Raw genomic sequence first — 21,816 nt, forward strand, 5'->3', positions numbered from 1 at the left:
TTCCGAACCCGGAAGCTAAGCCTTTCAGCGCCGATGGTACTGCAGGGGGGACCCTGTGGGAGAGTAGGACGCCGCCGAACAATCTTTGAGAAGAAGCCCCCAGGCTAATGCCTGGGGGCTTCTTTGCGTTCTCGGCAGGGTCGTTCCCTACAGTGGGGTCATGCGCTATGACCTGATCATCTTCGACAACGACGGCGTCCTGGTGGACAGCGAACCGATCTCCAACCGGATCCTGTCCGGCTATCTCACGGAACTCGGCCATCCCACGTCGTACGAGGAGTCGATCCGCGACTACATGGGCTCCGCGATGCACCGGGTCCACGAGTTGGTGCTGGAGCGCTCAGGACAGAAGTTGCCGGAGGACTTCGACGACGTCTTCCACGGACGGGTCTTCCAGGCGTTCCGGCAGGACCTCCGACCCGTGCCCGGAGTCGCGGACGTTCTGGCGAAGTTGGAGGCGGACGGTGTGCCGTTCTGCCTCGCCTCGTCGGGGAGCCACGAGCGGATCAGGGTGGCGCTGCACACGACCGGGCTCTTCGAGCACTTCGGCGAGGAGCGGATCTTCAGCTCGCAGGACGTCGGACGGGGGAAGCCGGCGCCCGACCTCTTCCTGCACGCCGCCCAGGTGATGGAGGCGGAGCCCGCCCGGTGCGCGGTCGTCGAGGACAGCCCGCTGGGCGTACAGGCGGCCGTTGCGGCCGGGATGGACGTGTACGGGTTCACGGCGATGACTCCCGCGGCGAAGCTCAGGGACGCCAACGCCCTGTTCAGCGACGCGCGCGAGCTCCTGGATCTGCTCGCCGGCCGATCGCCCAACTTGTGACCCGCAACACCTACTCATCCGTAGCTTCGGGATCTACGCTGCTCGCTCATGGACGCATCTCTGCGGCATGGCCGGGCCTCGCTGGCGGTCAGCTTCTTCAGCCAGGGCGTGGTCTTCGCCCTGCTCGTAACCCGTATCCCGGCGATCCAGGACCGCTACGGCATCAGTGACGGACTGCTGCCGGTCTTCCTCGCCGCTGTGCCGATCCTCGCCGGTGCGGGGAGTGTGGCGACCGAGCACCTGGTGAAGCGGGTGCGGCCCAGCGTCGTACTGCGGTGGGTCCAGCCGCTGGTGGCGCTGGTCCTGGTCGCGGCGGGTTCCGGGAACGCGATGTGGCAGATAGCCGTGGCGCTGGGCCTGTTCGGCATCTGTGTCGGCGGGCTCGACGCCTCCATGAACATGCTGGGTGTGAGTCTGCAGCGCACCTACGGCCGGAGCATCATGCTCGGCTTCCACGCCGCCTACAGCCTCGGCGGCATCGCCGGCGCCTCGCTGGCGTGGGCCGGGGCGCACTGGCACCTGTCGCTCGCGGTGCTCTACGCGCCGGTCGCCGTGGTGCTGATCCCGGTGGTGCTGGTGGCGAGCCGCCGGTACGTGGACCAGCGGCAGGAACCACTGGCCGAGGGCGCGGAAGCGCCGGCGGCGACCCCCGTGGCGATGCGGCTGCTGCTGCCGCTCTGCCTGGTGATGTCCTTCGCGTACATCGGCGACTCGACGGTCTCCAACTGGGGCGCGAAGTACCTGCAGGACACGCTCGGCAGCTCCGAGCAGCTGTCCACCGTTCCGTACAACATCTACATGGTGACGACCCTGCTCGGCCGGGCCGCCGGCGACCTGGGTGTGCGGCGCTTCGGCGCGGCCGCGGTGGTGCGGTTCGGGACGGTGCTGGCCGCGGTCGGCTTCGGGGTGGTGGCGGCGGCGCCGGGCCCGTGGGTCGGGATGATCGGGTTCACGCTGCTGGGATTCGGGCTCTGCGTCATCGTGCCGACCACGTTCGCCGCTGCGGGACGGCTCTTCCCCGGGGCCTCGGACACGGCCATAGCGCGGCTGAACATCTTCAACTACGTCGGCTTCCTGATCGGCGCCCCGCTGGTGGGTGCGATCGGCGACGCGTGGAGCTACCGGGGCGCGATGCTGATCCCGATGGTGCTGGTGCTGGCGACGCTCCTCTACGCCAAGTCGTTCGACACCGGTGAGGCCCGATACGGTGTCGGCCATGAGCGGCCGCGCACAGCTGATGTGGGATGAGCAGGTAACGGAGTACGACTTCGGCCCCGGGCATCCGATGGACCCGGTGCGGCTGTCCCTCACGATGCGGCTGGTGGAGGCTTTCGGGCTGGACCAGAGGATCAAGGTGACGGCGGCGCGGGCCGCCGGGGAGTCCACTCTCGGGCTGGTGCACCGCGCCGACTACGTGGCCGCGGTGCGGCGGGTTTCCGCCGATCCGCGGTCGGCCGAGCCGGCCTACGGCCTCGGTACCGAGGACAATCCGGCCTTCGCGAACATGCACCGGGCTTCCGCGCTGATCGCCGGGCAGTCCGTCGGCGCCGCTGAGGCGGTGTGGAGCGGTGACGTTGCTCACGCGGTGAACTTCGCGGGCGGTCTGCACCACGCGATGCCGGGCTCCGCCGCGGGCTTCTGCGTGTACAACGACGCCGCGCTGGCGGTGGCGCGGCTGCTGGAGCTCGGTGCGGAGCGCGTGGTCTACGTGGATGTCGACGTGCACCACGGGGACGGGGTCCAGGCGGCCTTCTGGGACGATCCGCGGGTTCTGACGATCTCGCTGCACGAGCACCCGCGGACGCTGTTCCCGCAGACCGGCTGGCCGGAGGAGACCGGTGGCGCCGGTGCGGAGGGCGGGGCGGTGAACGTCGCGCTGCCGGCCGGGACGGGCGACGCGGGATGGTTGCGCGCGTTCCACGCCGTCGTACCGGAGTTGATCGCCGCCTTCGCCCCGCAGGTCATCGTCTCGCAGCACGGGGCGGACACCCACTTCGAGGACCCGCTGGCGCACCTCGCGGTGAGCCTGGACGCCCAGCGCGCCGTCGCCGAGGCGTGTCACGAGCTGGCGCACGAGCATGCCGGGGGCCGCTGGGTGGCGCTCGGCGGGGGTGGTTACGCGGTGTCGGACGTCGTGCCGCGCTCCTGGACGCACCTGGTGGCGATCGCCGCGGGCGCGCCGATCGACCCGACCGCCGAGACGCCGGAGCCGTGGCGGCACGAGGTGTACCGGGCGACGCGGGCGATGGCGCCCGCGCGGATGACGGACGGCCGCCACCCGGTGGCCTGGCGGAGTTTCGAGGATGCCGGGTACGACCCGGCGGACCGGCTCGACCAGGCGGTCCTCGCCACCCGGCGCGCGGTGTTCCCCCTGCACGGCCTGCTGGCCTGACGCCGCCAGGGGGCGGTCAGGAGGCGCGGTCAGGAGGCGCGCGCGGGATGGGTGGTATTAGGTACCAATCACCCGCAAGGGGTGTGTTTTCCGGTTTCGCGGGGATGGCGGGGGCGTAGAAGGCAGTATCGGGGGCGTGCTGAGTGTCGGCGCGCTGCGCGCGCATCTGCTGGCGGCCCGGCTGGCCGGTCCCGTGGCGACGCCCCGGGAGAAAAGTCTGCTGAGTTATCGGTTGTTCGCGGCGCGGGATCCGCGGCTGACACTCGGCCTCGACCCCGAAGGCACCTGGGGTACGGCGGAGTTGCTCCGGTTGATGGCCGAAAGATGCGGCGTCTCGCCGGATCCCGGGCACACTTCGGGGCAGGATGTGATCGACCCCGACTGCACGGTGGCGGCGCTCGACGCTTTCGCGGAACGTTTGGGGCGGGCGGCGACCGACCGGGTACCGGTGTTGATCGGAACAGGTCATCCGCACCGACTTTTGGGCTTCTACGCCGCATTGGCCGCGGCCTTGTCGGCGGCAGGATGTCCTGTCCTCACCTCCGCGCACGGTCGACCTGTCGACATTCCGACCCGATTCGGGCTACGCCAGCACAACCTTTGGTACGTAGGCGGAGTCGCGACGGTCCGCACTGTGGACGCGATTCCCACGGCGGACGAGTCCGGGACGCACACGCACTCCCCCCTCCCGGTTCGTACCGCGCTGGCCGCCGCGGCCGGCCGCGGGGGGCAGTTGCCGGGGCTGGTGGTCGGTGATCACGGGTGGGTCTGCGGGGCTGGTCAGCTGGGCATTGAGGCGATCGGGCTGGCGGACGCCGATGATCCCGCGGTCTTCGTGGCCGAGGCGGAGGGCCGGGTTTCCGTCGCCGTTCCGCTTGATGACGCTGTGCGCTCCGATTACTACCGACCGCTTACACGCTATGTACTCAATCGAGCGTGTCTGTCACAGTAGTCAACCGATCGCAACTCCTCTTCCCCACTTGCATCACCCGCACCTAATCTGGGGAGGAGCGCACGTGCCTGCTGGAGTCACCGGAGGGGAAGCCGGTGGCCGTCATGTGCGGAAGGTTCAGGTGTGTCATGGCTGCTAGCGACAGGCCTCTCAACGAGGTCGTTTTCCTGACTGTGGCGGAGGTCGCCTCAGTAATGCGTGTGTCCAAGATGACCGTGTACCGATTGGTGCACAGCGGTCATCTGCCGGCGATCCGGGTGGGCAGGTCCTTCCGGGTGCCAGAACAAGCCGTCCACGACTACCTGCGTGAGTCCTACGTGGGGGTGGGGGAATCCGCTTGACGGCCTTCTCGGTCGCCTCGGTTCTACCCGCCCCCTCAGGGCGGGTAGGCTTGGCCGACGTAGGTCGTGTGGGCTCGGACGCCCCGCACCGAGTGAAAACGAAGCGAGGGTAGTCGTGGGCTCTGTCATCAAGAAGCGGCGCAAGCGTATGGCCAAGAAGAAGCACCGCAAGCTGCTGAAGCGTACGCGTGTGCAGCGTCGCAACAAGAAGTAAGCGAGCCACTCGCTGCACTTCCTGCCCTCCCACCACCGTGCTCCGCGCGGCGGTGGGAGGGCAGCTGCGTTTCCGGGGGCCCTGCGATGCCCGGAACGCGCCCGGGGGCAGCCGGAGGTGCGGGGGTGTCCGCCGCACGGGGGGCGTTCCGGCCGACGGCCCGATGCCGTCATCACAGCGCAACAACGAACCGATACGGTGCGTACATCCCTGATGGAAGGCGCTGAATCGTGGGCAAGGTGGTGCTCGTCACCGGAGTCGCGCGAAAGCTGGGCGGCCGGTTCGTCCGCCGGATCCAGCATGATCCGGAAGTGGACCGGGTGATCGGCGTGGACGCCGAGGTGCCCGAGCACCAGCTGGGCAGCGCGGAATTCGTCCGGGCGGACATCCGGCACCCGATGATCGCCAAGGTGCTCGCCCAGCACAACGTCGACACCGTGGTGCACATGGACGTCAGCGGCACCCCGCTGGGCTCCGGCGGCCGGACGCAGGTCAAGGAGACCAACGTCATCGGCACGATGCAGCTGCTGGGGGCGTGCCAGAAGGCGCCGGCGGTGCGCCGCCTCGTGGTGAAGTCGACGACGAGTGTCTACGGCTCCGCGCCCCGTGACCCGGCGGTGTTCACCGAGACCATGCCGCCGAAGTCGCTGCCCAGCGGTGGCTTCGCGAAGGACGCGGTCGAGGTCGAGGGCTACGTGCGCGGATTCGCGCGCCGCCGGCCGGACGTGGCGGTCGCCGTCCTGCGGTTCGCCAACATCCTCGGCCCGCAGGCCGACTCCCCGCTCGCGGAGTACTTCTCGCTGCCGGCGCTGCCGACCGTGTTCGGCTACGACCCGCGGCTGCAGTTCGTGCACGAGGACGACGTGACCGACGTGCTGGTCCTCGCCTCGCTCGACGCCCGCCGCGGGACGCTCAACAGCGGCACGTTCAACATCGCGGGCGACGGCGTACTGCTGCTGTCCCAGACCGCGAGGCGGCTCGGCCGGCCCACCGTCCCGGTGCTGCTGCCCGCCGTCACCTGGATCGGGCAGATGCTGCGCACGGCGGGGGTCACCGACTTCTCCCCGGAACAGATCCGCCTGCTGACGCACGGCAGAGTGGTGGACACCACTCAGATGCGTGAGACGCTCGGGTTCGCGCCCAGGTACACGACGGCCGAGACCTTGGGCGACTTCGCCCGCAGCCGTGGCCCCGGCCTGCTGCCGCCCGACCGGCTCGCCCGCACGGTCGACGCGATCGCCGCCGCACTTCCCGCGGGCGCCAACCGGACGTGAGAGCCCCAACGAGGAGGAGCCGCAGCATGGCGGATGCCAAGGTCATCCCGTTCGACGAGGACACACGTGCCCGTCGGGGGCCGGGCCGGCCGCGCGGACGGGCGGGGGCCCGGAAGAAGAGCGACGGGGCCGCTTCGCCGGCCTCCCTGTCCGCCGTCCCGGCGGAGTTCCCGGACGAGTCGGCCACCGCGCCGGAGCCCCGCGCTCCGCGTGATGCCGCCGACCCCGCGGGTCCGTCCGGAACGGCCCGTGAGGGCGCTCAGCAGGGCCAGGACGGCTCTGCGGACGACCCGGGGGCAATCGGCGGCGCCGATGCGGCCGATGGCGGTGGCGGCCCGCGCACGGCGCCCGCGGCGGCCGTCGCCGAGGCCCTGACCGACGCGCTCACCGGTGCGGCCGAGCGGCTGATGGGAGCCCGCTGGGACCGCAAGGTCGCCCACGGGCTGTCGTTCCTGCGGCGCCGGATCACCGGGGACTACGAGGTCGACGAGTTCGGCTACGACGAGCAGCTCACCGAGCAGGTGCTCATGTCGGTGCTGCGGCCGATCTTCGACCAGTACTTCCGGGTCGAGGTCAAGGGCATCGAGAACATCCCGGCCGAGGGCGGCGCCCTGGTCGTCGCCAACCACTCCGGGACGCTGCCGCTCGACGGGCTGATGGCGCAGGTCGCCGTCCACGACCACCACCCGGCCGGCCGCCACCTGCGGCTGCTCGCCGCCGACCTGGTCTTCGTGCTCCCGGTGGTGAACGAGCTGGCCCGCAAGGCGGGCCACACGCTGGCCTGCGCCGAGGACGCCCAGCTGCTGCTGGAACGCGGTGAGGTCGTCGGGGTGATGCCGGAGGGCTTCAAGGGTCTCGGCAAGCCCTTCGCCGACCGCTACAAGCTGCAGCGCTTCGGGCGGGGCGGCTTCGTCTCGACGGCGTTGAAGACCGGGGCGCCGATCATCCCGTGCTCGATCGTGGGGGCGGAGGAGATCTACCCCATGGTCGGCAACTCCAAGACGCTGGCGCGCCTGCTGGGCGTGCCGTACTTCCCCGTCACGCCGACGTTCCCGTGGCTGGGGCCGCTGGGCCTGGTGCCGCTGCCGACGAAGTGGACGATCCAGTTCGGCGAGCCGATCAGGACCGACCAGTACCCGCCGGAGGCGGCCGAGGACCCGATGCTGGTCTTCAACCTGACGGACCAGGTGCGGGAGACCATCCAGCACACGCTGTACAAGCTGCTGGTGCAGCGGCGGTCCGTGTTCTTCTGAGCCGAAGGCGGCGGCCGCCGCCTTCGGCCGGAGAACGCCTGTGGGGTGGGTCCGGGCCGCCCGCCCGGACCCACCCCACACGTATGCCCGGCCGCCGGCTACTCCTTGGCGTCCTCCGCCCCGAGGCCGAGGCCCGGGAGCAGGCCGGGGAGCAGCGGGGGCAGGTTGACGGACGGCGGGGTCGCCGTCGCCGGTCCGGACGAGTTCTCCTCGCCGGTACCCGGGGACGGGGGGAGCAGCCCGTCCGTTCCGCCGATCAGGCGGTCCTTGTCGGTGCCGGCGCTCGGGCTGCTGGTGGTGCCCGGTGTGCCGCTGTGACCCTCCGCGGTGGCGGAGGGGTGCGGCGCCGGGGTGGCCGTGCCGCTGTGGCCGGTACCGGAGGAGCCGGGTTTGCCGCTCTGCCGGTGCGCGGGGCCTTCGCTGCCCTGAGGGTGGGGGAGCTTTCCGGCCAGAGGCGCGACATCGTGCTCTATGGCGTCGAAGACCGACGTGACCTGGTTGCTCACATCACCGAGCTGGGTGGGCAGCCGGTCGCGCAGCTGGCTCCAGCCCTCGCGGTGCGAGGCGTTGAACTCGTTCAGCACTTCCATCGGCTGCAGCGAGCCGTCGCGCTGGTACGCCGCGGTGAGCAGCCGGTGGCCTTCCGCGGCCTCCTGGTGCATCCCGAGGAGCGCCCGGCGGACCTCGTTGACCGACTCGCTGTCGAGGTCGCCCGAGCGACCGCGCTCCATGAGGCGCCGGGCCTCCTGCATGCGGGTCGCGGCCATGTCCAGGAGGACGCCTCCTCGGGAGGCGTCGTTGTTGGCCATGTCCAGCTTGAGATCCTCCATGCCCCGTTTGAGGCCGTAGAGGGTGTCCCCTGGCAGTGCGTTCGTACTGGCCGCCGCGACTCCGCCCAGGGCTCCGGCCGCGACGCCCACGGAGAGCCCGCCGGCGGCGAGCCGGCGGGACCAGCGGGAACGTGGCCTGAGTTTCCCGAGCCCGGTGGCGCGGTGCGCGCCGCCGGTGCGTTGCTCGGGGACCTTGGGGGAGACCTCAAGGCTGCCATCGGCGAGCGCGGTCTCCATCGCGGCGATCAGTTGAGCACGTTGCACCGTCTTCGCCTCGGCGCTCAGCACCGGCGGCTGCCGGTTGCCGATGGCGCCGACCAGAGCCAGCAGCTGCCCCTGATCGGGGTCGGCGTGCCGGTCCGTGGCATGGGCGCCGTGTTCGCCGGCGGGCTCCTGGGGTGTGCTGTCGGAGTTCCGGGGGTCTCCCCCGGAAAACCGGCAGTCTCAAGGGCCTGGGCGAAGGCGTTCGCCCTACGGTGTGCCGTTGCTTGTCCGATCATGGGCGGCACCTCCTCTCGTCATCCACACTCGACTCCCGAAGCCGCCCGGAAGGTTGCATTCCTTGTTTCTGTCCACCCAATCGAGTGACTGGAAGCGGCCAGAGCGCGGCAGAGAGGTGTCTGCATGTGGTGCAACGAGCGGCGCGCCAGTTGGGTTACGCGGTCATGATGATCGGACTGGAGCGGCCGGGAAAAAGACCGTTGGGAGTGGGGAAAAAGGGACAACTCCGGCTCACCGGGCGTCTTCGGGCAGCAGTCGGGCCAAGGTCCGCACAGCGCGGTACTGAAGGGTCTTGATCGCCCCTTCGTTCTTGCCCATGATGCGTGCCGTCTCGGCGACCGACAGGCCCTGCAGGAAGCGCAGCGTCACGCACTCCTGCTGCTGCGGGTTGAGTTTCCTGACCGCGACGAGCAGCGCCTCGTTGGAGAGCTGTTCCAGTACCGAGTCCTCGGGGCTGCGCTCGACCTCGTTCGCGTCGAGCATCTCGCCGGTGGTGACCTCGAGCCGGAAGCGGCTGGACTTGAAGTGGTCGGCGACCAGGTTGCGGGCGATGGTGACGAGCCACGCGCCGAAGTCGCGGCCCTGCCAGGTGAAGGTGCCGATCCGGCGCAGGGCGCGCAGAAACGTCTCGCTGGTGAGGTCCTCGGCGGTCGCCTTGCCGCCGACGCGGTAGTAGATGTAGCGGTAGACGGTGTCGGAGTAGTGGTCGTAGAGCCGGCCGAAGGCCTCGGTCTCGCCGGCCTGGGCCCGCTCGACGAGGTCCATCATCCGGCCGCTGTCACTGTCCGCGGCGGGACGGCGAGCGGTGGGTCCGCCTGCGGCGTTGCTGCCGGAGCCGCTCCGAGGGGTGTTCCGGGTGCGTCTGCCTGCGGCGGTGCTGACTTCGGCCAGTGCGTACGCGGGGCCGGGGGAAAAGGGCGTGGCGAGGGCGGGCTCGGCGAACGCGGGGACGACACGCAGGCAGTCGTTCACCAAAGCGCGCAGCGTTGCCAGGCCGGAGGTGTCAACCCCGTCGTGTGGGTACACGGGACTCCCAGAGGCAGAACTTCCATCACGTGCAGTACGGGACCGTGCACGCGCCGTGGTCGACGTGTGGGTTCCGATTGCGTCTGAGGAGAATAACGCTTCGTACAGGCAGCGCTACACCGTGTTGCCTAAATCGCCGATTACGTCGGTTCCTTGGTGCATTGGTGATCGATCAATTATCGAACAATGAACCGAAGTTGACCGCTTATGTTCGTGAATTGGTCGCGAGGAGTGCGTGTTGTGGCTGTGTGGCAGCACTGCGACGGCGGGGGACCGGAGGGCACGACCTAGCGGCGGCGTCGGTGGATCGCCACCGCGGCGAGCGCGCCGCCCGCCACCGCGCCCACCCCGGCCGCGGCCGGGATGCCGATCTTCGCGGCCTTGCGGCCGGTGCGGTAGTCGCGCAGCCGCCAGCCCTCGGCGCGGGCGTGCTTGCGCAGCCGGGCGTCGGGGTTGATCGCGTACGGGTGCCCGACGAGCGACAGCATCGGGATGTCGTTCGACGAGTCGCTGTAGGCGGCGCAGCGTGACAGCTGGAGCCCCTCGGCGCCGGCGAGCGCCCGGACCGCCTCGGCCTTGGACGGCCCGTGCAGCGGTTCGCCGACGAGCCGGCCGGTGTAGACGCCGCCGACGGATTCGGCGACGGTGCCCAGCGCGCCGGTCAGGCCCAGCCGACGGGCGATGATCGTCGCGGTCTCCACGGGTGCGGCCGTGACCAGCCAGACCCGCTGGCCCGCGTCGAGGTGGGCCTGGGCGAGCGCCCGGGTGCCCGGCCAGATCTTCTCGGCCATGTACTCGTCGTAGATCTCCTCGCCGATCGACATGAGCTCCTCGACGCGGTGCCCCTTGACGATCGACAGCGCGCTGTCCCGCGCGTCCTGCATGTGCTCGGGGTCCTCGGAACCGGCGAGCCGGAACCAGGCCTGCTGCCAGGCGAAGCGGGCGAGCTCGCGCTTGTGGAAGAACTTCCGCTTGTACAGGCCGCGGCCGAAGTGGAAGATCGCGGCGCCCTGCATCACGGTGTTGTCGAGGTCGAAGAAGGCCGCGGCGTGCGGATCCCCGACGACGGGGAACTCGGGCGCGGCACCGTTCCCGTCCGGCTTTCCCGGTCTTCCGTTCTTTCCGGGCCCGGCGTCCGCCGCGGGAGCTTCCGTCTCCTGGGCGTGTCCGGCCGGCGCCGCGAGGGCGGCCTCGGCCGCGGCCTCGCCTGCGAGCACGCTGCGCGCGGTGGCGGAGCGCTTACGGGGGGTGAGCCATTGCAAAGCGGCCATGCGGCGAGCATAGCCATTCTGTTCGGCCGCCCCTTGCCGCGGAAGGAGCGACGGCGTGAACTCCTCGCGACGTACGTGTTACCCGACGGCCGGGTCCGCCGGAAGGGATGCGGGGGCACAATGTCTCGAATGAGTCCCCTCCTGCGCCGCAGCGCCCGCAAGGATCCCGCCGACCGCACCGTGACGCTGATCGGCAAGCCCGGCTGCCATCTGTGCGACGACGCCCGTGTGGTGATCGAGAAGGTCGCGGGGGAGCTCGGTTCCCGGGTCGAGGAGCGGGACATCACCCAGGACGAGGAGCTGTACCGCAGGTACTGGGAGCAGATCCCGGTGGTGCTGGTCGACGGTGAGCAGCACGACTTCTGGCGGGTCGACGAGCAGCGGCTGCGTACCGCGCTCACCGGCTGAGCCCTTTTTGGGCGCGTTACACGTGGAGCGCGCATTCGATTACCATCGGGTTCGGTTTGTACACCGGGGGCTAGGCGTGAGGATGTGGGCGCGTGCTCTCCGGACGGTTCCAGGGGTCTGGCGGCTATGCCGTCGTGGACCTGGAGGCCACCGGGTCCAGTTCACGGCGGCACCGGGTGGTCGAGGTGGCGGTCGTGCTGCTCGACCGGGAGTGCGTCCCGCAGGGCGAGTTCAGTACGTTGATCGATCCCCAGGGGCCGGTCGGCCCGACCCATATCCACGGCATCGAGGGGCACGATCTCGGTGGGGCGCCGACGTTCGCGGGGATCGCTCCGCGGCTGCTGGGGCTGCTGAGCGGCAGGGTGCTGGTGGGGCACAACGTGGGCTGTGATCGGGCGTTCCTGGCCGCGGAGTACGCGCGGCTGGGTGTGCGGCTGCCGGCCGTGCCGGAGCTGTGCACGATGCGGATGGCCGTCTCGCGGGTACCCGCTCCGAGCGGATTCTCGCTGGGGGCTTGCGTAGCGGACGCCGGACTGGGTGACTGGGCGGCGCACACGGCGCTGGGTGACGCGCGGGCCACCGCGCGGCTGTTCGCGCATTACGCGGCGGACGCACCGGACCTGGCCGGCGTGCCGGGAGCGCTGGAGGCGGCGGCGGAAGTGGAGTGGCCGGTGATCGCGCACACGCCGGAGGCCGAGGCGCTGTGGCTCGGGAGGCGTTCCGTTGATCGTCCGGAGGACCGGTCGGTAGGGCAGTCGGCGGAAATGCCGAAGGGCCCGAAGGGATGGAACGATTCGCCACAGCAAATGGTTTCTTATGTCCGGAATGGGAGCGCGTGATGCCGGTCACTTCCCCCGGACAAATCGGACACTATCTTTGTGCACGCGTTCACAAAGACATAGCCTGGCATGCACGGGGCGGCCCCGGGGACTGTGGTTCCTGGACGTCTACGCTCTACCCGCAGGAGCATCGTGGCAACTAGCCGTTCTCACCGACCGGCGACCCGCAGCCGAGGTATCCCCGAGGCCACCGTCGCCAGGCTTCCGCTGTACCTGCGGGCTCTCACCACGCTTTCCGAGCGTTCGGTGCCCACGGTGTCGTCGGAGGAACTCGCGACCGCCGCGGGCGTCAACTCCGCGAAGCTGCGCAAGGACTTCTCCTACCTCGGCTCCTACGGGACCCGCGGCGTCGGCTACGACGTCGAGTACCTCGTCTACCAGATCTCCCGCGAACTGGGCCTCACCCAGGACTGGCCGGTCGTGATCGTCGGTATCGGCAACCTCGGCGCCGCGCTCGCCAACTACGGCGGCTTCGCCTCCCGCGGGTTCCGCGTCGCGGCCCTCATGGACGCCGACGCCGCCCTCGCCGGGAAGCTGGTGGCCGGACTCCCCGTCCGGCACATCGACGAGCTCGAGGCCATCGTCGAGGACAACCAGGTGTCGATCGGCGTCATCGCGACCCCGGCCGGCGCCGCGCAGGAGGTCTGCGACCGCCTCGTCACCGCCGGCGTCACCTCCATCCTGAACTTCGCGCCCACCGTGCTGCAGGTCCCCGAGGGCGTGGACGTCCGCAAGGTCGACCTCTCCATCGAGCTGCAGATCCTCGCGTTCCACGAGCAGCGCAAGGCCGGCGAGCAGGGCCAGAGCCCGGACGGGGACGTGCCCGCCGTGATGCCCGCATGAGTGTTCTCGTTGTCGGCCTGAGCCACCGCAGCGCACCGGTCAGCCTGCTGGAGCGGGCCGCGCTCGCGGACGAGGCCAAGGCCAAACTGCTGCAGGACGCGCTGGCCGCCGAGCCCGCGACCGAAGCGGCGGTGCTCGCCACCTGCAACCGCATCGAGCTCTACGCGGACGTGGACAAGTTCCACGCCGGCGTCGCCGAGCTGTCGATGCTGCTGTCACTGCACAGCGGCGTCGGCCTCGAAGAGCTCACCCCCTACCTCTACGTGCACTACGAGGACCGGGCGGTCCACCACCTGTTCTCGGTCGCCTGCGGCCTGGACTCCATGGTGGTCGGCGAGGGCCAGATCCTCGGCCAGATCAAGGACGCGCTCGCCCTCGGCCAGGACCTGCACACCGCGGGCCGGCTCCTCAACGACCTGTTCCAGCAGGCCCTGCGGGTCGGCAAGCGCGCCCACAGCGAGACCGGCATCGACCGGGCCGGGCAGTCGCTCGTCACCTTCGGCCTCGACCAACTGGCCGGCACCACCGGCAAGCTCGCCGGCAAGCGCGTCCTCGTGGTCGGCGCCGGTTCGATGTCCTCGCTCGCCGCCGCGACCCTGGCCCGCGCGGGCGTCACCGAACTCGTCATCGCCAACCGCACCGCGGACCGCGCGGAGCGCCTCGCGGCGCAGCTCGGCGGCCGGGCCGCCGACTTCGACGCCGTCGCCGGCGAACTGGCCTCGGCCGACCTCGTCGTGTCGTGTACTGGGGCGACCGGCCTGGTCCTGGACCACGCCACCGTCGCCGCCGCCGTCGCCACCCGCACCGCGACCGGCGCCGGCTCCGCCCCGCTGGCCCTGCTCGACCTGGCCATGCCGCGCGACGTCGACGCCGCCGTGCACGGCCTCGAAGGCGCCCACCTGGTCGACATAGAGTCGCTCGCCGAGGCCTCCGCGGACGCCCCGATGGCCGCCGACGTCGACGAGGTCCGCAAGATCGTCGCCGCCGAGGTCGGTGCCTTCGGCGCCGCCCAGCGCGCGGCCCGGATCACCCCCACCGTCGTCGCGCTGCGCGCGATGGCCGCCGACGTCGTCACCGGGGAACTCACCCGGCTCGACGGACGCCTCCCCGACCTGGACGACAAGCTGCGCGCGGAGATCACCCAGACCGTGCGCCGCGTCGTCGACAAGCTCCTGCACGCGCCCACCGTGCGGGTCAAGCAGCTCGCGGGCGAACCCGGCGGCGCCGGGTACGCCGACGCGCTGCGTGAACTCTTCGACCTCGACCCGCAGGCGGTCGCCGCCGTCAGCAGGGCCGACGACCCGAATCGAGGGCGGCCATGAACGGCCCCACCGCATTGAAACTGGGCACCCGGCGCAGCAAGCTCGCCATGGCGCAGTCCGGCATGGTGGCGGAGCAGGTGCGCCAGCTGACCGGCCGACCGGTCGAGCTCGTCGAGATCACCACGTTCGGGGATGTCTCCCGTGAGCAGCTCGCGCAGATCGGCGGCACCGGAGTCTTCGTCTCCGCGCTGCGGGACGCGCTGCTCGCCGGTGAGATCGACTTCGCCGTGCACTCGCTCAAGGACCTGCCGACGACGCCCGCCGAGGGGCTCACGCTCGCCGCGATCCCGGTCCGCGAGGACCCGCGCGACGCGCTCGTGGCCCGCGACGGGCTGACGTTCGAGGAGCTCGTGGCGGCCGCCGCCGCGCTGGGCCGGCCGGCCCGCGTCGGCACCGGGTCCCCGCGCAGGATGGCGCAGTTGAACGCCTGGGCCCGCAGCCTGGGCGGAGCGGTCGAGACGGTGCCCATCCGCGGTAACGTCGACACCCGTATCGGCTTCACCACCTCCGGTGAGCTCGACGCCGTCGTCCTGGCCGCGGCCGGGCTCAGCCGCCTCGGCCGCCTCGGTGACGCGACCCAGCTGATCTCCGTCGACGCCGTCCTGCCCGCCCCGGGACAGGGCGCGCTCGCCATCGAGTGCGCCGCCGGTAACGCGGCGGGACTGGCGCTGGCGGCACAACTTGCGGAACTCGACGACCCGTTCACCCGGGCCGCCGTCACCGCTGAACGATCACTGCTCGCCGCCCTTGAGGCCGGCTGCTCCGCCCCTGTGGGCGCGCTCGCCGACCTGGTGGCCGACGGGCAGATTTCCGAGCTGCGCCTGCGGGGGGTCGTCGGCACGACCGACGGCACCCAGCTGGTGCAGATGTCCATCACTGGTGCAACCCCTGAGTCCGCGGATGACGCCGCGGTTCTCGGTCGCGAACTCGCGGCCGAGATGCTCGCCAAGGGCGCAGCCGGTCTTATGGGGGAGCGCGTACTTTGAGCCCCACCGCCGTCAATCACTCCGGCCTCGGCCACGTCACCTTCCTCGGTGCCGGGCCCGGTGATCCCGGGCTGTTGACCCTGCGCGCCGTCGAGGCGCTGGCCCATGCCGACCTGCTGGTCGGCGAGCCGCATGTACTGGAGGTCGTGCGTACGCACGCCCGAGCAGATGTGGGCACGGCTGAACCAGCCGCGGGCGAGGGCGCGTTGGACGCCTCCGCTGCTGCCGCCCAGCTTGTCATGGCGTCCGCGCGCACCGGAAAGCGGGTCGTCCGTGCGGTAGCGGGTGATCCCGGCCTGGACAACTCCTCGGCGAGCGAGATGCTCGCCTGCGCGGCCGCCGGCATTCCCTTCGAGGTCGTGCCGGGTGTCTCCGCGGCCATGGGCGTACCCGCCTACGCCGGGGTCCCGCTCAGCGCGGACGTCCGCTGCATCGACGCCGCCACCGCCTCCGACCGCTGCTGGAGCGAGGTCGGCGCGAGCGAGGCCACGCTGGTCCTCACCACGACGCTGCAGACCGTGGTCTCCGCCGCCGCCGAACTGGTCGCGGCGGGCCGCAAGCCCGACACGCCGCTGACCGTCACGGTCGCCGGCACCACGACCCGGCAGCGCACCTGGACCGCGACCCTGGCCACGATCGCCTCCGAGCTCAAGGCCACCAAGGCCCTGCCGACGCCCGAGGGCCCGATCGCGGCGATAGCCGTCGTCGGCCAGCGCAGTCTGCAGCGAGCTCAGCTGTCCTGGTTCGAGACCAAGCCGCTCTTCGGCTGGCGCGTCCTGGTGCCGCGCACCAAGGAGCAGGCCGCCTCGCTGTCGGACCAGCTGCGCTCGTACGGCGCGGTCCCGCACGAGGTGCCGACGATCGCCGTGGAGCCGCCGCGCACCCCGCAGCAGATGGAGCGGGCGGTCAAGGGTCTGGTCACCGGGCGTTACGAGTGGATCGCTTTCACGTCGGTGAACGCCGTCAAGGCGGTGCGGGAGAAGTTCGAGGAGTACGGGCTCGACGCGCGCGCCTTCGCGGGGATCAAGGTCGCCGCGGTCGGCGAGCAGACCGCCCAGTCGCTGGTCGAGTTCGGCGTGAAGCCGGATCTCGTCCCGAGCGGTGAGCAGTCGGCGGCCGGCCTGCTGGACGACTGGCCGCCGTACGATCCGGTCTTCGACCCGATCGACCGGGTGTTCCTGCCGCGTGCGGACATCGCTACGGAGACGTTGGTGGCCGGCCTGGTCGAGCTGGGCTGGGAGGTCGACGACGTCACTGCTTATCGGACGGTGCGGGCTTCGCCTCCGCCGGCCGACACGCGGGAGGCGATCAAGGGCGGCGGGTTCGACGCGGTGCTCTTCACTTCGTCGAGCACGGTGCGGAATCTGGTCGGCATCGCCGGGAAGCCGCACAACGTCACGGTGATCGCGTGCATCGGTCCCGCGACGGCGAAGACGGCGGAGGAGCACGGGCTGCGGGTCGACGTGATGTCGCCGGAGCCGTCCGTGCATGCGCTGGCGCAGGCCTTGGCCGACTTCGGGACGGCGCGGCGGATGGCGGCGGAGGACGCGGGCGATCCTGTGACGCGGCCCAGCGAGCGGCGGCCGGGATCGCGGCGGCGGGCGCGCGTGTAGTTCTTCGGCGAGGGGTACGGTGCGGGTCCGCTCTTCAGGGGCGGGGCCGCGCCGGGGTATCTCCTCGGACGACGAACGCTCGTGCCTGTTGCAAGGTGACGGCCGGATTCGTTCGTCGTCCTGCGGGGACACCCCGCCACTGCCCCTCCGGCCGGTGTGTGGGTGTGCCCCGCGTGCGTGGTGGTCCTGACCCGCCATACCCCCCTCAGTCCGCTCCGGCCGACGTCTAGTCGGGAAGTGCATGCTGTGACCGGGCGTAGCGTGGACGTCTGGAACGTCTCCAGCGCTGGAGGAAGGCTCGGACATGACTGGCTACGGTGATTTCCCCGGAGTGCGCCCCCGCAGGCTGCGCACCAGCCCGGCGATGCGGCGCCTGGTCGCCGAGACCCGGCTGAACCCCGCCGAGCTGATCCTGCCCATGTTCGTCCGCGAGGGCCTCAGCGAGCCGGTGGCGGTCTCCTCCATGCCGGGCGTCTTCCAGCACACCCGCGACACCCTGCGGAAGGCGGCCCTGGAAGCTGCCGAGGCGGGCGTCGGCGGGATCATGCTCTTCGGGGTCCCGGCGGAGAAGGACGCGCTCGGCACGCAGGGCACCGAGCCGGACGGAGTCCTGCAGGTGGCCATCCGCGATGTCGTGGGTGAGGTCGGGGACGCGGTGGTGGTGATGTCCGACCTGTGCCTGGACGAGTTCACCGACCACGGCCACTGCGGAGTGCTCGACGCGCAGGGCCGGGTCGACAACGACGCGACGCTGGAGCGCTACGCCGAGATGGCGCAGGTGCAGGCGGACGCGGGCGTCCACGTGGTGGGGCCGTCCGGGATGATGGACGGTCAGGTCGGCATCGTGCGCGATGCGTTGGACGCGGTGGGGCATCAGGACGTCTCCATCCTGGCGTACACCGCGAAGTACGCGTCGGCCTTCTTCGGGCCCTTCCGCGAGGCCGTCGACTCGTCGCTCACCGGCGACCGCAAGACCTACCAGCAGGACCCGGCGAACTTCCGCGAGTCCCTGCGCGAGCTGGCCCTGGATCTTGCCGAGGGCGCCGACATGGTGATGGTCAAGCCCGCACTGCCGTACCTGGACGTGCTGCGGAAGGTCGCCGACACGGTCGACGTGCCGGTCGCCGCGTATCAGGTCAGTGGTGAGTACGCGATGGTCGAGGCGGCGGCGGCCAATGGCTGGATCGATCGCGATCGCACCATCATGGAGACGCTCACGTGCGTGCGGCGGGCCGGCGCGAACATGATCCTCACCTACTGGGCGACCGAGGTCGCGCAGCGGCTGGGTCGCGAGGGCTGACCGAGGCAGGGGTTACGGTCACACGGGCTGCCCGGCGGGGCAGTATGGGATTGTCACGCCACCAGAAGGAGACGAGTCGGCCATGAGCGCGGAACGAGCGAGCAGCCCCGGTGCGGTACCGCAACCGTCCGCGGCACCCGAGGCGTTGCGTTCTGCTCTGGCAATAGTCGCTCCAGGCCGGCTTCCTGCATTCGACCAGGAACGTATCGCCGCCACCGACGCGGCCCGTACGGCTGTCTCGGCCGCTCCCTTGAGGCGTTTTGTGGAACAGTGGGCCGTATACGTCGCGATCGAGCGTCACCCTGACCGCGCCGCACGCCTGCGGGAACTCGAAGCGCTGGCGGCGACTGCGTCGGATCGTGACGAGGCTCGCCGCATCGCCGCCGAGGTAAGCGAGATCCTCGCCACCGCCGCGATCGAGGCCGGACTCGACCGTGGCGGGGACGGCACATGAGCGGCACCTCCGGGTGGTACTGGGAGTACGTCCCCGACGAGTCTGCCGGGCGGTGGCTGGGTGAACGTGCTGATCGTGCCTCGGGGCTGTCTCGTGGCGATCGTCATGATCGTGCCGCCCGTCCAGCACCTGTGAGCCGGGCGTGCGGTTCGCCAGGTCCGTCCTACGACGCCGCGTAGGCAGTGAGTGGGGCGAGTCTCTGCGGGACCCCGGCAGGATCGTCCGGTGCGACTTCGGGGCGTCCCGGCGGACGGCCGCGACAGGCTGGCTGAGGGGCGGCCAATTTCGAAAATAGGTTCGAGTTCTGTTCTGGGTGGGCAGGTTGATTTGGTCAACTCGCCCTCCCTGGAGAGGAATTCACCTGTGCACGCACAAAACGGGGGCCGCCGGGCCGTCCGCGCACTGTTCACCGGTCTGCTGGCGTCGGCCGGGCTGATCGGTGCTCTCATCACTCCTGCTCAGGCCGCTACGGCGCCGGTGGCGGCGACCTCGTACCGGTTCGCCAGCACGGCGGGCGACTACATAGGCCAGGGCAGGACCGCCTCGTACTCCGCTCCGGCAGCCAGTGTCACCGTCATGGGGACGGGCGCCGATCTGACCGTGCGCGTCGTCGGCGGGGGAGACGACTGGCGTGTCGAACTCGCCGCGCCCCGGGGCGACACCCTGCGGCCGGGCGTCTACCGGGGCGCGGAGCGCGCGCCGTTCCGGACCGGGCGTTCGCCCGGACTGGACGTCGGTGGCGATGGACGCGGCTGCAACGAGGTGTACGGCCAGTTCGCCGTCAACCAGATCGCGACCGACGCCTCGGGCGCGGTGACGCTCCTGGACGCGAGTTTCACGCAGAACTGCGAGCAGGCGTCCGCGCCGGCGCTCACGGGGACCGTCAAGTACCACGCCTTCCCGCTGTCCTACTCCTACTCCAGCGACGCGGGAGACTGGATCGGCGGGGGCAAGAGCACTTCCTACACCGGCTCCACCAGCACCTTCACCCTCAGCGGATCCACCAGCAGGCTGCAGTACGGGGTGTCGGGCAAGCGGGACGACTGGACCGCGCTGTTCGACGCGCCCAGCGGGCAGCAGCTCACAGCGGGGACCACCTACCAGGCGACGGGCGTGAACGGCGACGCGTCCATGATGGTCTTCGGTGACGGACGCGCCTGCACGGCGACCGGCACGTTCACCATCAGCAAGCTCGTCACCGACGCGGCGGGCAACGTCACCGCCCTCGCCGCCACGTTCGTCCAGCACTGCGACGGCGGCACGCCCGCCCTGCGCGGCACGATCCACTACAACGCCTGACCGGCTCCGCGGGATATGACGAGGGGCCCGCCGGACGATCGTCCGGCGGGCCCCTCGGTGCGTTCGGTCAGAGCTGCTCGGGGGTGTGGATGCCCAGCAGCGTCATTCCCTGGCGCAGCGTGCGGCCGGTCAGGGTGCAGAGGAAGAGCCGGTTCTCGCGGACGTCCGCGGGGGTCTCGGGCTTGAGGACCGGGCACTGCTCGTAGAACGTGGCGAACGTGGAGGACACCGAGTAGAGGTACGAGGCCAGTTTGTGGGGCTCGTAGGTGTCCGCGACGCCTGCGAGGGCGTCGCCGAACTCGTCCAGCAGCAGGCCCAGCGCGCGCTCCGCCGGGGCCAGCGGGAGCTCCGGGCGGGCGACCGCCCTGGCCTCGCCGGCCTTGCGGAGGATTGACTGGGTCCGGGCGTACGCGTACTGGGTGTACACGCTCGTGTCGCCGGTCAGCGACACCATCCGGTCCAGGTCGAAGACGTAGTCGCGGCCGAGGGACGTGGAGAGGTCCGCGTACTTGACCGCGCCGATGCCGACCTCGGCGCCGCGCTCCGCGACCTCGGCGTCGGACAGTTCCTCGTTCTTCTCCTTGACGACGACCGTGGCCCGCTCGACCGCCTCGTCGAGGAGGTCGACCAGCCGGACCGTCTCGCCCTCACGGGTCTTGAACGGCTTGCCGTCCTTGCCCAGCACCGTGCCGAACGGCAGGTGCTTGACGGTGACCTCGTCGGTGAGCCAGCCGGCCCGCCGGGCGGTCTCGAAGACCATGCGGAAGTGCAGCGCCTGCCGGGCGTCCACCACGTAGAGAAGGGTGTCGGCCTTGAGGTTGCCGGTCCGGTCGCGGATCGCCGACAGGTCGGTGGCCGCGTAGCCGAAGCCGCCGTCCGCCTTCTGCACGATGAGCGGGACCGGCTCGCCGTCCTTGCCCTTGATGTCGTCGAAGAAGACGCAGAGCGCGCCGTTGGAGCGCACCGCCACGCCGGTGTCCTCCAGGATCTTGCAGGTCTCGACGAGCATGTCGTTGTACGCGGACTCGCCGACGATGTCCTCGTCCTGGATCGCGATGTCCAGCTTGTTGTAGACCGAGTAGAAGTAGATCTTCGACTCGTCCACGAACCGCTGCCAGAGCTCGAGGGTCCGGGGTTCGCCTGCTTGCAGGTCCACCACGCGCTTGCGGGACCGGTCCTTGAACGCCTCGTCGGCGTCGAAGAGCGTCCTGGCCGCCTTGTACGTCCGGTTGAGGCGGGACATCGACGCCTCGCCGTCGGTGTCGGCGTCCGCGTGGTCCAGCTCGTGCGGGTGCTCGATCAGGTACTGGATGAGCATGCCGAACTGGGTGCCCCAGTCGCCGATGTGGTGCCGGCGGATGACGGTCTCGCCCTCGAACTCGAGGATCCTGGCGATCGCGTCACCGATCACGGACGACCGCAGGTGGCCGACGTGCATCTCCTTGGCCACGTTCGGCTGCGCGTAGTCGATCACCGTGGTGCCGGGGTTCGCGGTCAGCGGCACGCCGAGCCGGTCGTCGGCGGCGCGCGCGGCCAGCGTGGTGGTGATCGCCGCGTCCGCGACGGTGATGTTGAGGAAGCCAGGACCCGACACCTCGATCCCGGAGATCAGCTCGTCGGTGGGCAGACCGGCGACGACCTGCGTCGCGAGCTCCCGCGGGTTCGCCTTGTTCCGCTTCGCCAGACCCAGCACGCCGTTGGCCTGGAAATCGGCCCGGTCGCTTCGGCGCAGCAGCGGGTCGGCACCGACGGCCGACGGCACGGCGGCCGCCAGGGCGGCCGAGACACGCTGCTGGACAGAGGCGGAAAGGGAAGCGACCGAAGCCATGGGATGGGTGCCGTTCCGGTTGGGGGAATGGGAAACCCTTCGAGTAT

The 21,816-nt window shown here is 70.7% G+C and carries 20 protein-coding genes, 1 rRNA gene and 1 pseudogene; 18 read left to right on the plus strand and 4 right to left on the minus strand.

Annotated features, from left to right (window positions below; translation table 11 throughout):
• From rrf to O3X23_RS22525, 9 genes are all read left to right on the plus strand, one after another.
• Positions 1–80: ribosomal RNA gene (gene rrf, locus O3X23_RS22485) — 5S ribosomal RNA — on the plus strand; the annotation flags it as partial.
• An 80-nt stretch (positions 81–160) separates the two neighbouring features.
• Positions 161–823 (plus strand): HAD family hydrolase, encoded by a 663-nt coding sequence (locus O3X23_RS22490; protein WP_269273287.1) that lies wholly within the window; start codon positions 161–163, stop codon positions 821–823.
• Positions 824–871: 48 nt separating this feature from the next.
• On the plus strand, positions 872–2,071 hold the full coding sequence (locus O3X23_RS22495; RefSeq protein WP_269273288.1) for an MFS transporter: 1,200 nt from the start codon (positions 872–874) through the stop codon (positions 2,069–2,071).
• Entirely contained in the window at positions 2,040–3,215 is a 1,176-nt protein-coding gene (locus O3X23_RS22500) for an acetoin utilization protein AcuC (RefSeq protein WP_269273289.1), read from the plus strand. The genes O3X23_RS22495 and O3X23_RS22500 overlap by 32 nt, the downstream gene beginning before the upstream one ends.
• A gap of 136 nt (positions 3,216–3,351) precedes the next feature.
• On the plus strand, positions 3,352–4,167 hold the full coding sequence (locus tag O3X23_RS22505; protein ID WP_269273290.1) for a phosphatase: 816 nt from the start codon (positions 3,352–3,354) through the stop codon (positions 4,165–4,167).
• 128 nt (positions 4,168–4,295) lie between these two features.
• Complete coding sequence (locus O3X23_RS22510) at positions 4,296–4,508, plus strand: helix-turn-helix domain-containing protein (RefSeq protein WP_164297503.1); 213 nt, start codon at positions 4,296–4,298, stop codon at positions 4,506–4,508.
• Between the two features lie 115 nt (positions 4,509–4,623).
• A complete protein-coding gene (locus O3X23_RS22515) occupies positions 4,624–4,722 on the plus strand; it encodes a 30S ribosomal protein bS22 (RefSeq protein ID WP_003948845.1) in 99 nt (32 codons plus the stop codon).
• 230 nt (positions 4,723–4,952) lie between these two features.
• On the plus strand, positions 4,953–5,996 hold the full coding sequence (locus O3X23_RS22520) for an NAD-dependent epimerase/dehydratase family protein (RefSeq protein ID WP_269273291.1): 1,044 nt from the start codon (positions 4,953–4,955) through the stop codon (positions 5,994–5,996).
• A 26-nt stretch (positions 5,997–6,022) separates the two neighbouring features.
• The gene (locus O3X23_RS22525; RefSeq protein WP_269273292.1) at positions 6,023–7,249 is read left to right on the plus strand and encodes a lysophospholipid acyltransferase family protein; all 1,227 of its coding nucleotides are present in this window, start codon (positions 6,023–6,025) and stop codon (positions 7,247–7,249) included.
• 98 nt (positions 7,250–7,347) lie between these two features.
• Here the strand turns inward: O3X23_RS22525 and O3X23_RS22530 are convergent.
• The 3 genes and pseudogenes from O3X23_RS22530 to O3X23_RS22540 all read right to left on the minus strand — a co-directional run bounded on the left by O3X23_RS22530 (position 7,348) and on the right by O3X23_RS22540 (position 10,877).
• Positions 7,348–8,579, minus strand: a pseudogene (locus O3X23_RS22530) (DUF5667 domain-containing protein).
• A 232-nt stretch (positions 8,580–8,811) separates the two neighbouring features.
• Positions 8,812–9,606, minus strand: coding sequence for an ECF subfamily RNA polymerase sigma factor, BldN family (locus O3X23_RS22535; RefSeq protein WP_269273293.1), 795 nt, complete (start codon positions 9,604–9,606; stop codon positions 8,812–8,814).
• Positions 9,607–9,893: 287 nt separating this feature from the next.
• On the minus strand, positions 9,894–10,877 hold the full coding sequence (locus tag O3X23_RS22540) for an HAD family hydrolase (protein ID WP_269273294.1): 984 nt from the start codon (positions 10,875–10,877) through the stop codon (positions 9,894–9,896).
• A gap of 129 nt (positions 10,878–11,006) precedes the next feature.
• Here O3X23_RS22540 and O3X23_RS22545 point away from each other — a divergent pair, with 129 nt between their 5' ends.
• The 9 genes from O3X23_RS22545 (at position 11,007) to O3X23_RS22585 (ending at position 19,941) form a co-directional block, all read left to right on the plus strand.
• Positions 11,007–11,285 (plus strand): glutaredoxin family protein, encoded by a 279-nt coding sequence (locus O3X23_RS22545; protein ID WP_269273295.1) that lies wholly within the window; start codon positions 11,007–11,009, stop codon positions 11,283–11,285.
• A gap of 92 nt (positions 11,286–11,377) precedes the next feature.
• Positions 11,378–12,124 (plus strand): 3'-5' exonuclease, encoded by a 747-nt coding sequence (locus O3X23_RS22550; protein WP_269273296.1) that lies wholly within the window; start codon positions 11,378–11,380, stop codon positions 12,122–12,124.
• A 132-nt stretch (positions 12,125–12,256) separates the two neighbouring features.
• On the plus strand, positions 12,257–12,967 hold the full coding sequence (locus O3X23_RS22555) for a redox-sensing transcriptional repressor Rex (RefSeq protein ID WP_269273297.1): 711 nt from the start codon (positions 12,257–12,259) through the stop codon (positions 12,965–12,967).
• Positions 12,964–14,289 carry a glutamyl-tRNA reductase gene (locus O3X23_RS22560; RefSeq protein ID WP_269273298.1) on the plus strand — a complete coding sequence of 442 codons (1,326 nt, stop codon included), beginning with the start codon at positions 12,964–12,966 and terminating at the stop codon, positions 14,287–14,289. The genes O3X23_RS22555 and O3X23_RS22560 overlap by 4 nt, the downstream gene beginning before the upstream one ends.
• Positions 14,286–15,275, plus strand: coding sequence for a hydroxymethylbilane synthase (gene hemC, locus O3X23_RS22565; RefSeq protein WP_269273299.1), 990 nt, complete (start codon positions 14,286–14,288; stop codon positions 15,273–15,275). Before O3X23_RS22560 ends, hemC begins: the two co-directional genes overlap by 4 nt.
• Positions 15,272–16,888: a uroporphyrinogen-III synthase gene (locus O3X23_RS22570; RefSeq protein ID WP_269273300.1), complete on the plus strand. Its 1,617-nt coding sequence runs from the start codon at positions 15,272–15,274 to the stop codon at positions 16,886–16,888. The genes hemC and O3X23_RS22570 overlap by 4 nt, the downstream gene beginning before the upstream one ends.
• A gap of 304 nt (positions 16,889–17,192) precedes the next feature.
• Positions 17,193–18,188 (plus strand): porphobilinogen synthase, encoded by a 996-nt coding sequence (hemB, locus tag O3X23_RS22575; RefSeq protein ID WP_269273301.1) that lies wholly within the window; start codon positions 17,193–17,195, stop codon positions 18,186–18,188.
• Between the two features lie 82 nt (positions 18,189–18,270).
• The gene (locus tag O3X23_RS22580) at positions 18,271–18,642 is read left to right on the plus strand and encodes a hypothetical protein (protein WP_269273302.1); all 372 of its coding nucleotides are present in this window, start codon (positions 18,271–18,273) and stop codon (positions 18,640–18,642) included.
• A gap of 363 nt (positions 18,643–19,005) precedes the next feature.
• Positions 19,006–19,941, plus strand: a complete 936-nt coding sequence (locus O3X23_RS22585) for a hypothetical protein (RefSeq protein ID WP_269273303.1) — start codon at positions 19,006–19,008, stop codon at positions 19,939–19,941.
• 67 nt (positions 19,942–20,008) lie between these two features.
• On the opposite strand, the gene argS is transcribed toward O3X23_RS22585, so the two are convergent.
• Positions 20,009–21,769, minus strand: a complete 1,761-nt coding sequence (gene argS / locus O3X23_RS22590; protein WP_269273304.1) for an arginine--tRNA ligase — start codon at positions 21,767–21,769, stop codon at positions 20,009–20,011.
• Positions 21,770–21,816: the final 47 nt, after the last annotated feature.

The organism is Streptomyces sp. H39-S7 (assembly GCF_027158205.1).
In the GTDB taxonomy this organism is placed as follows: Bacteria; Actinomycetota; Actinomycetes; order Streptomycetales; family Streptomycetaceae; genus Actinacidiphila.

Bases quoted from the DNA above. Each gene is read 5' to 3' on its own strand.
- O3X23_RS22490 (WP_269273287.1), top strand. From the start codon at position 161: ATGCGCTATGACCTGATCATCTTCGACAACGACGGCGTCCTGGTGGAC.
- O3X23_RS22495 (WP_269273288.1), top strand. From the start codon at position 872: ATGGACGCATCTCTGCGGCATGGCCGGGCCTCGCTGGCGGTCAGCTTC.
- O3X23_RS22500 (WP_269273289.1), top strand. From the start codon at position 2,040: ATGAGCGGCCGCGCACAGCTGATGTGGGATGAGCAGGTAACGGAGTAC.
- O3X23_RS22510 (WP_164297503.1), top strand. From the start codon at position 4,296: ATGGCTGCTAGCGACAGGCCTCTCAACGAGGTCGTTTTCCTGACTGTG.
- O3X23_RS22525 (WP_269273292.1), top strand. From the start codon at position 6,023: ATGGCGGATGCCAAGGTCATCCCGTTCGACGAGGACACACGTGCCCGT.
- O3X23_RS22540 (WP_269273294.1), bottom strand. From the start codon at position 10,877: ATGGCCGCTTTGCAATGGCTCACCCCCCGTAAGCGCTCCGCCACCGCG.
- O3X23_RS22545 (WP_269273295.1), top strand. From the start codon at position 11,007: ATGAGTCCCCTCCTGCGCCGCAGCGCCCGCAAGGATCCCGCCGACCGC.
- O3X23_RS22560 (WP_269273298.1), top strand. From the start codon at position 12,964: ATGAGTGTTCTCGTTGTCGGCCTGAGCCACCGCAGCGCACCGGTCAGC.
- hemC (WP_269273299.1), top strand. From the start codon at position 14,286: ATGAACGGCCCCACCGCATTGAAACTGGGCACCCGGCGCAGCAAGCTC.
- hemB (WP_269273301.1), top strand. From the start codon at position 17,193: ATGACTGGCTACGGTGATTTCCCCGGAGTGCGCCCCCGCAGGCTGCGC.
- O3X23_RS22580 (WP_269273302.1), top strand. From the start codon at position 18,271: ATGAGCGCGGAACGAGCGAGCAGCCCCGGTGCGGTACCGCAACCGTCC.
- argS (WP_269273304.1), bottom strand. From the start codon at position 21,769: ATGGCTTCGGTCGCTTCCCTTTCCGCCTCTGTCCAGCAGCGTGTCTCG.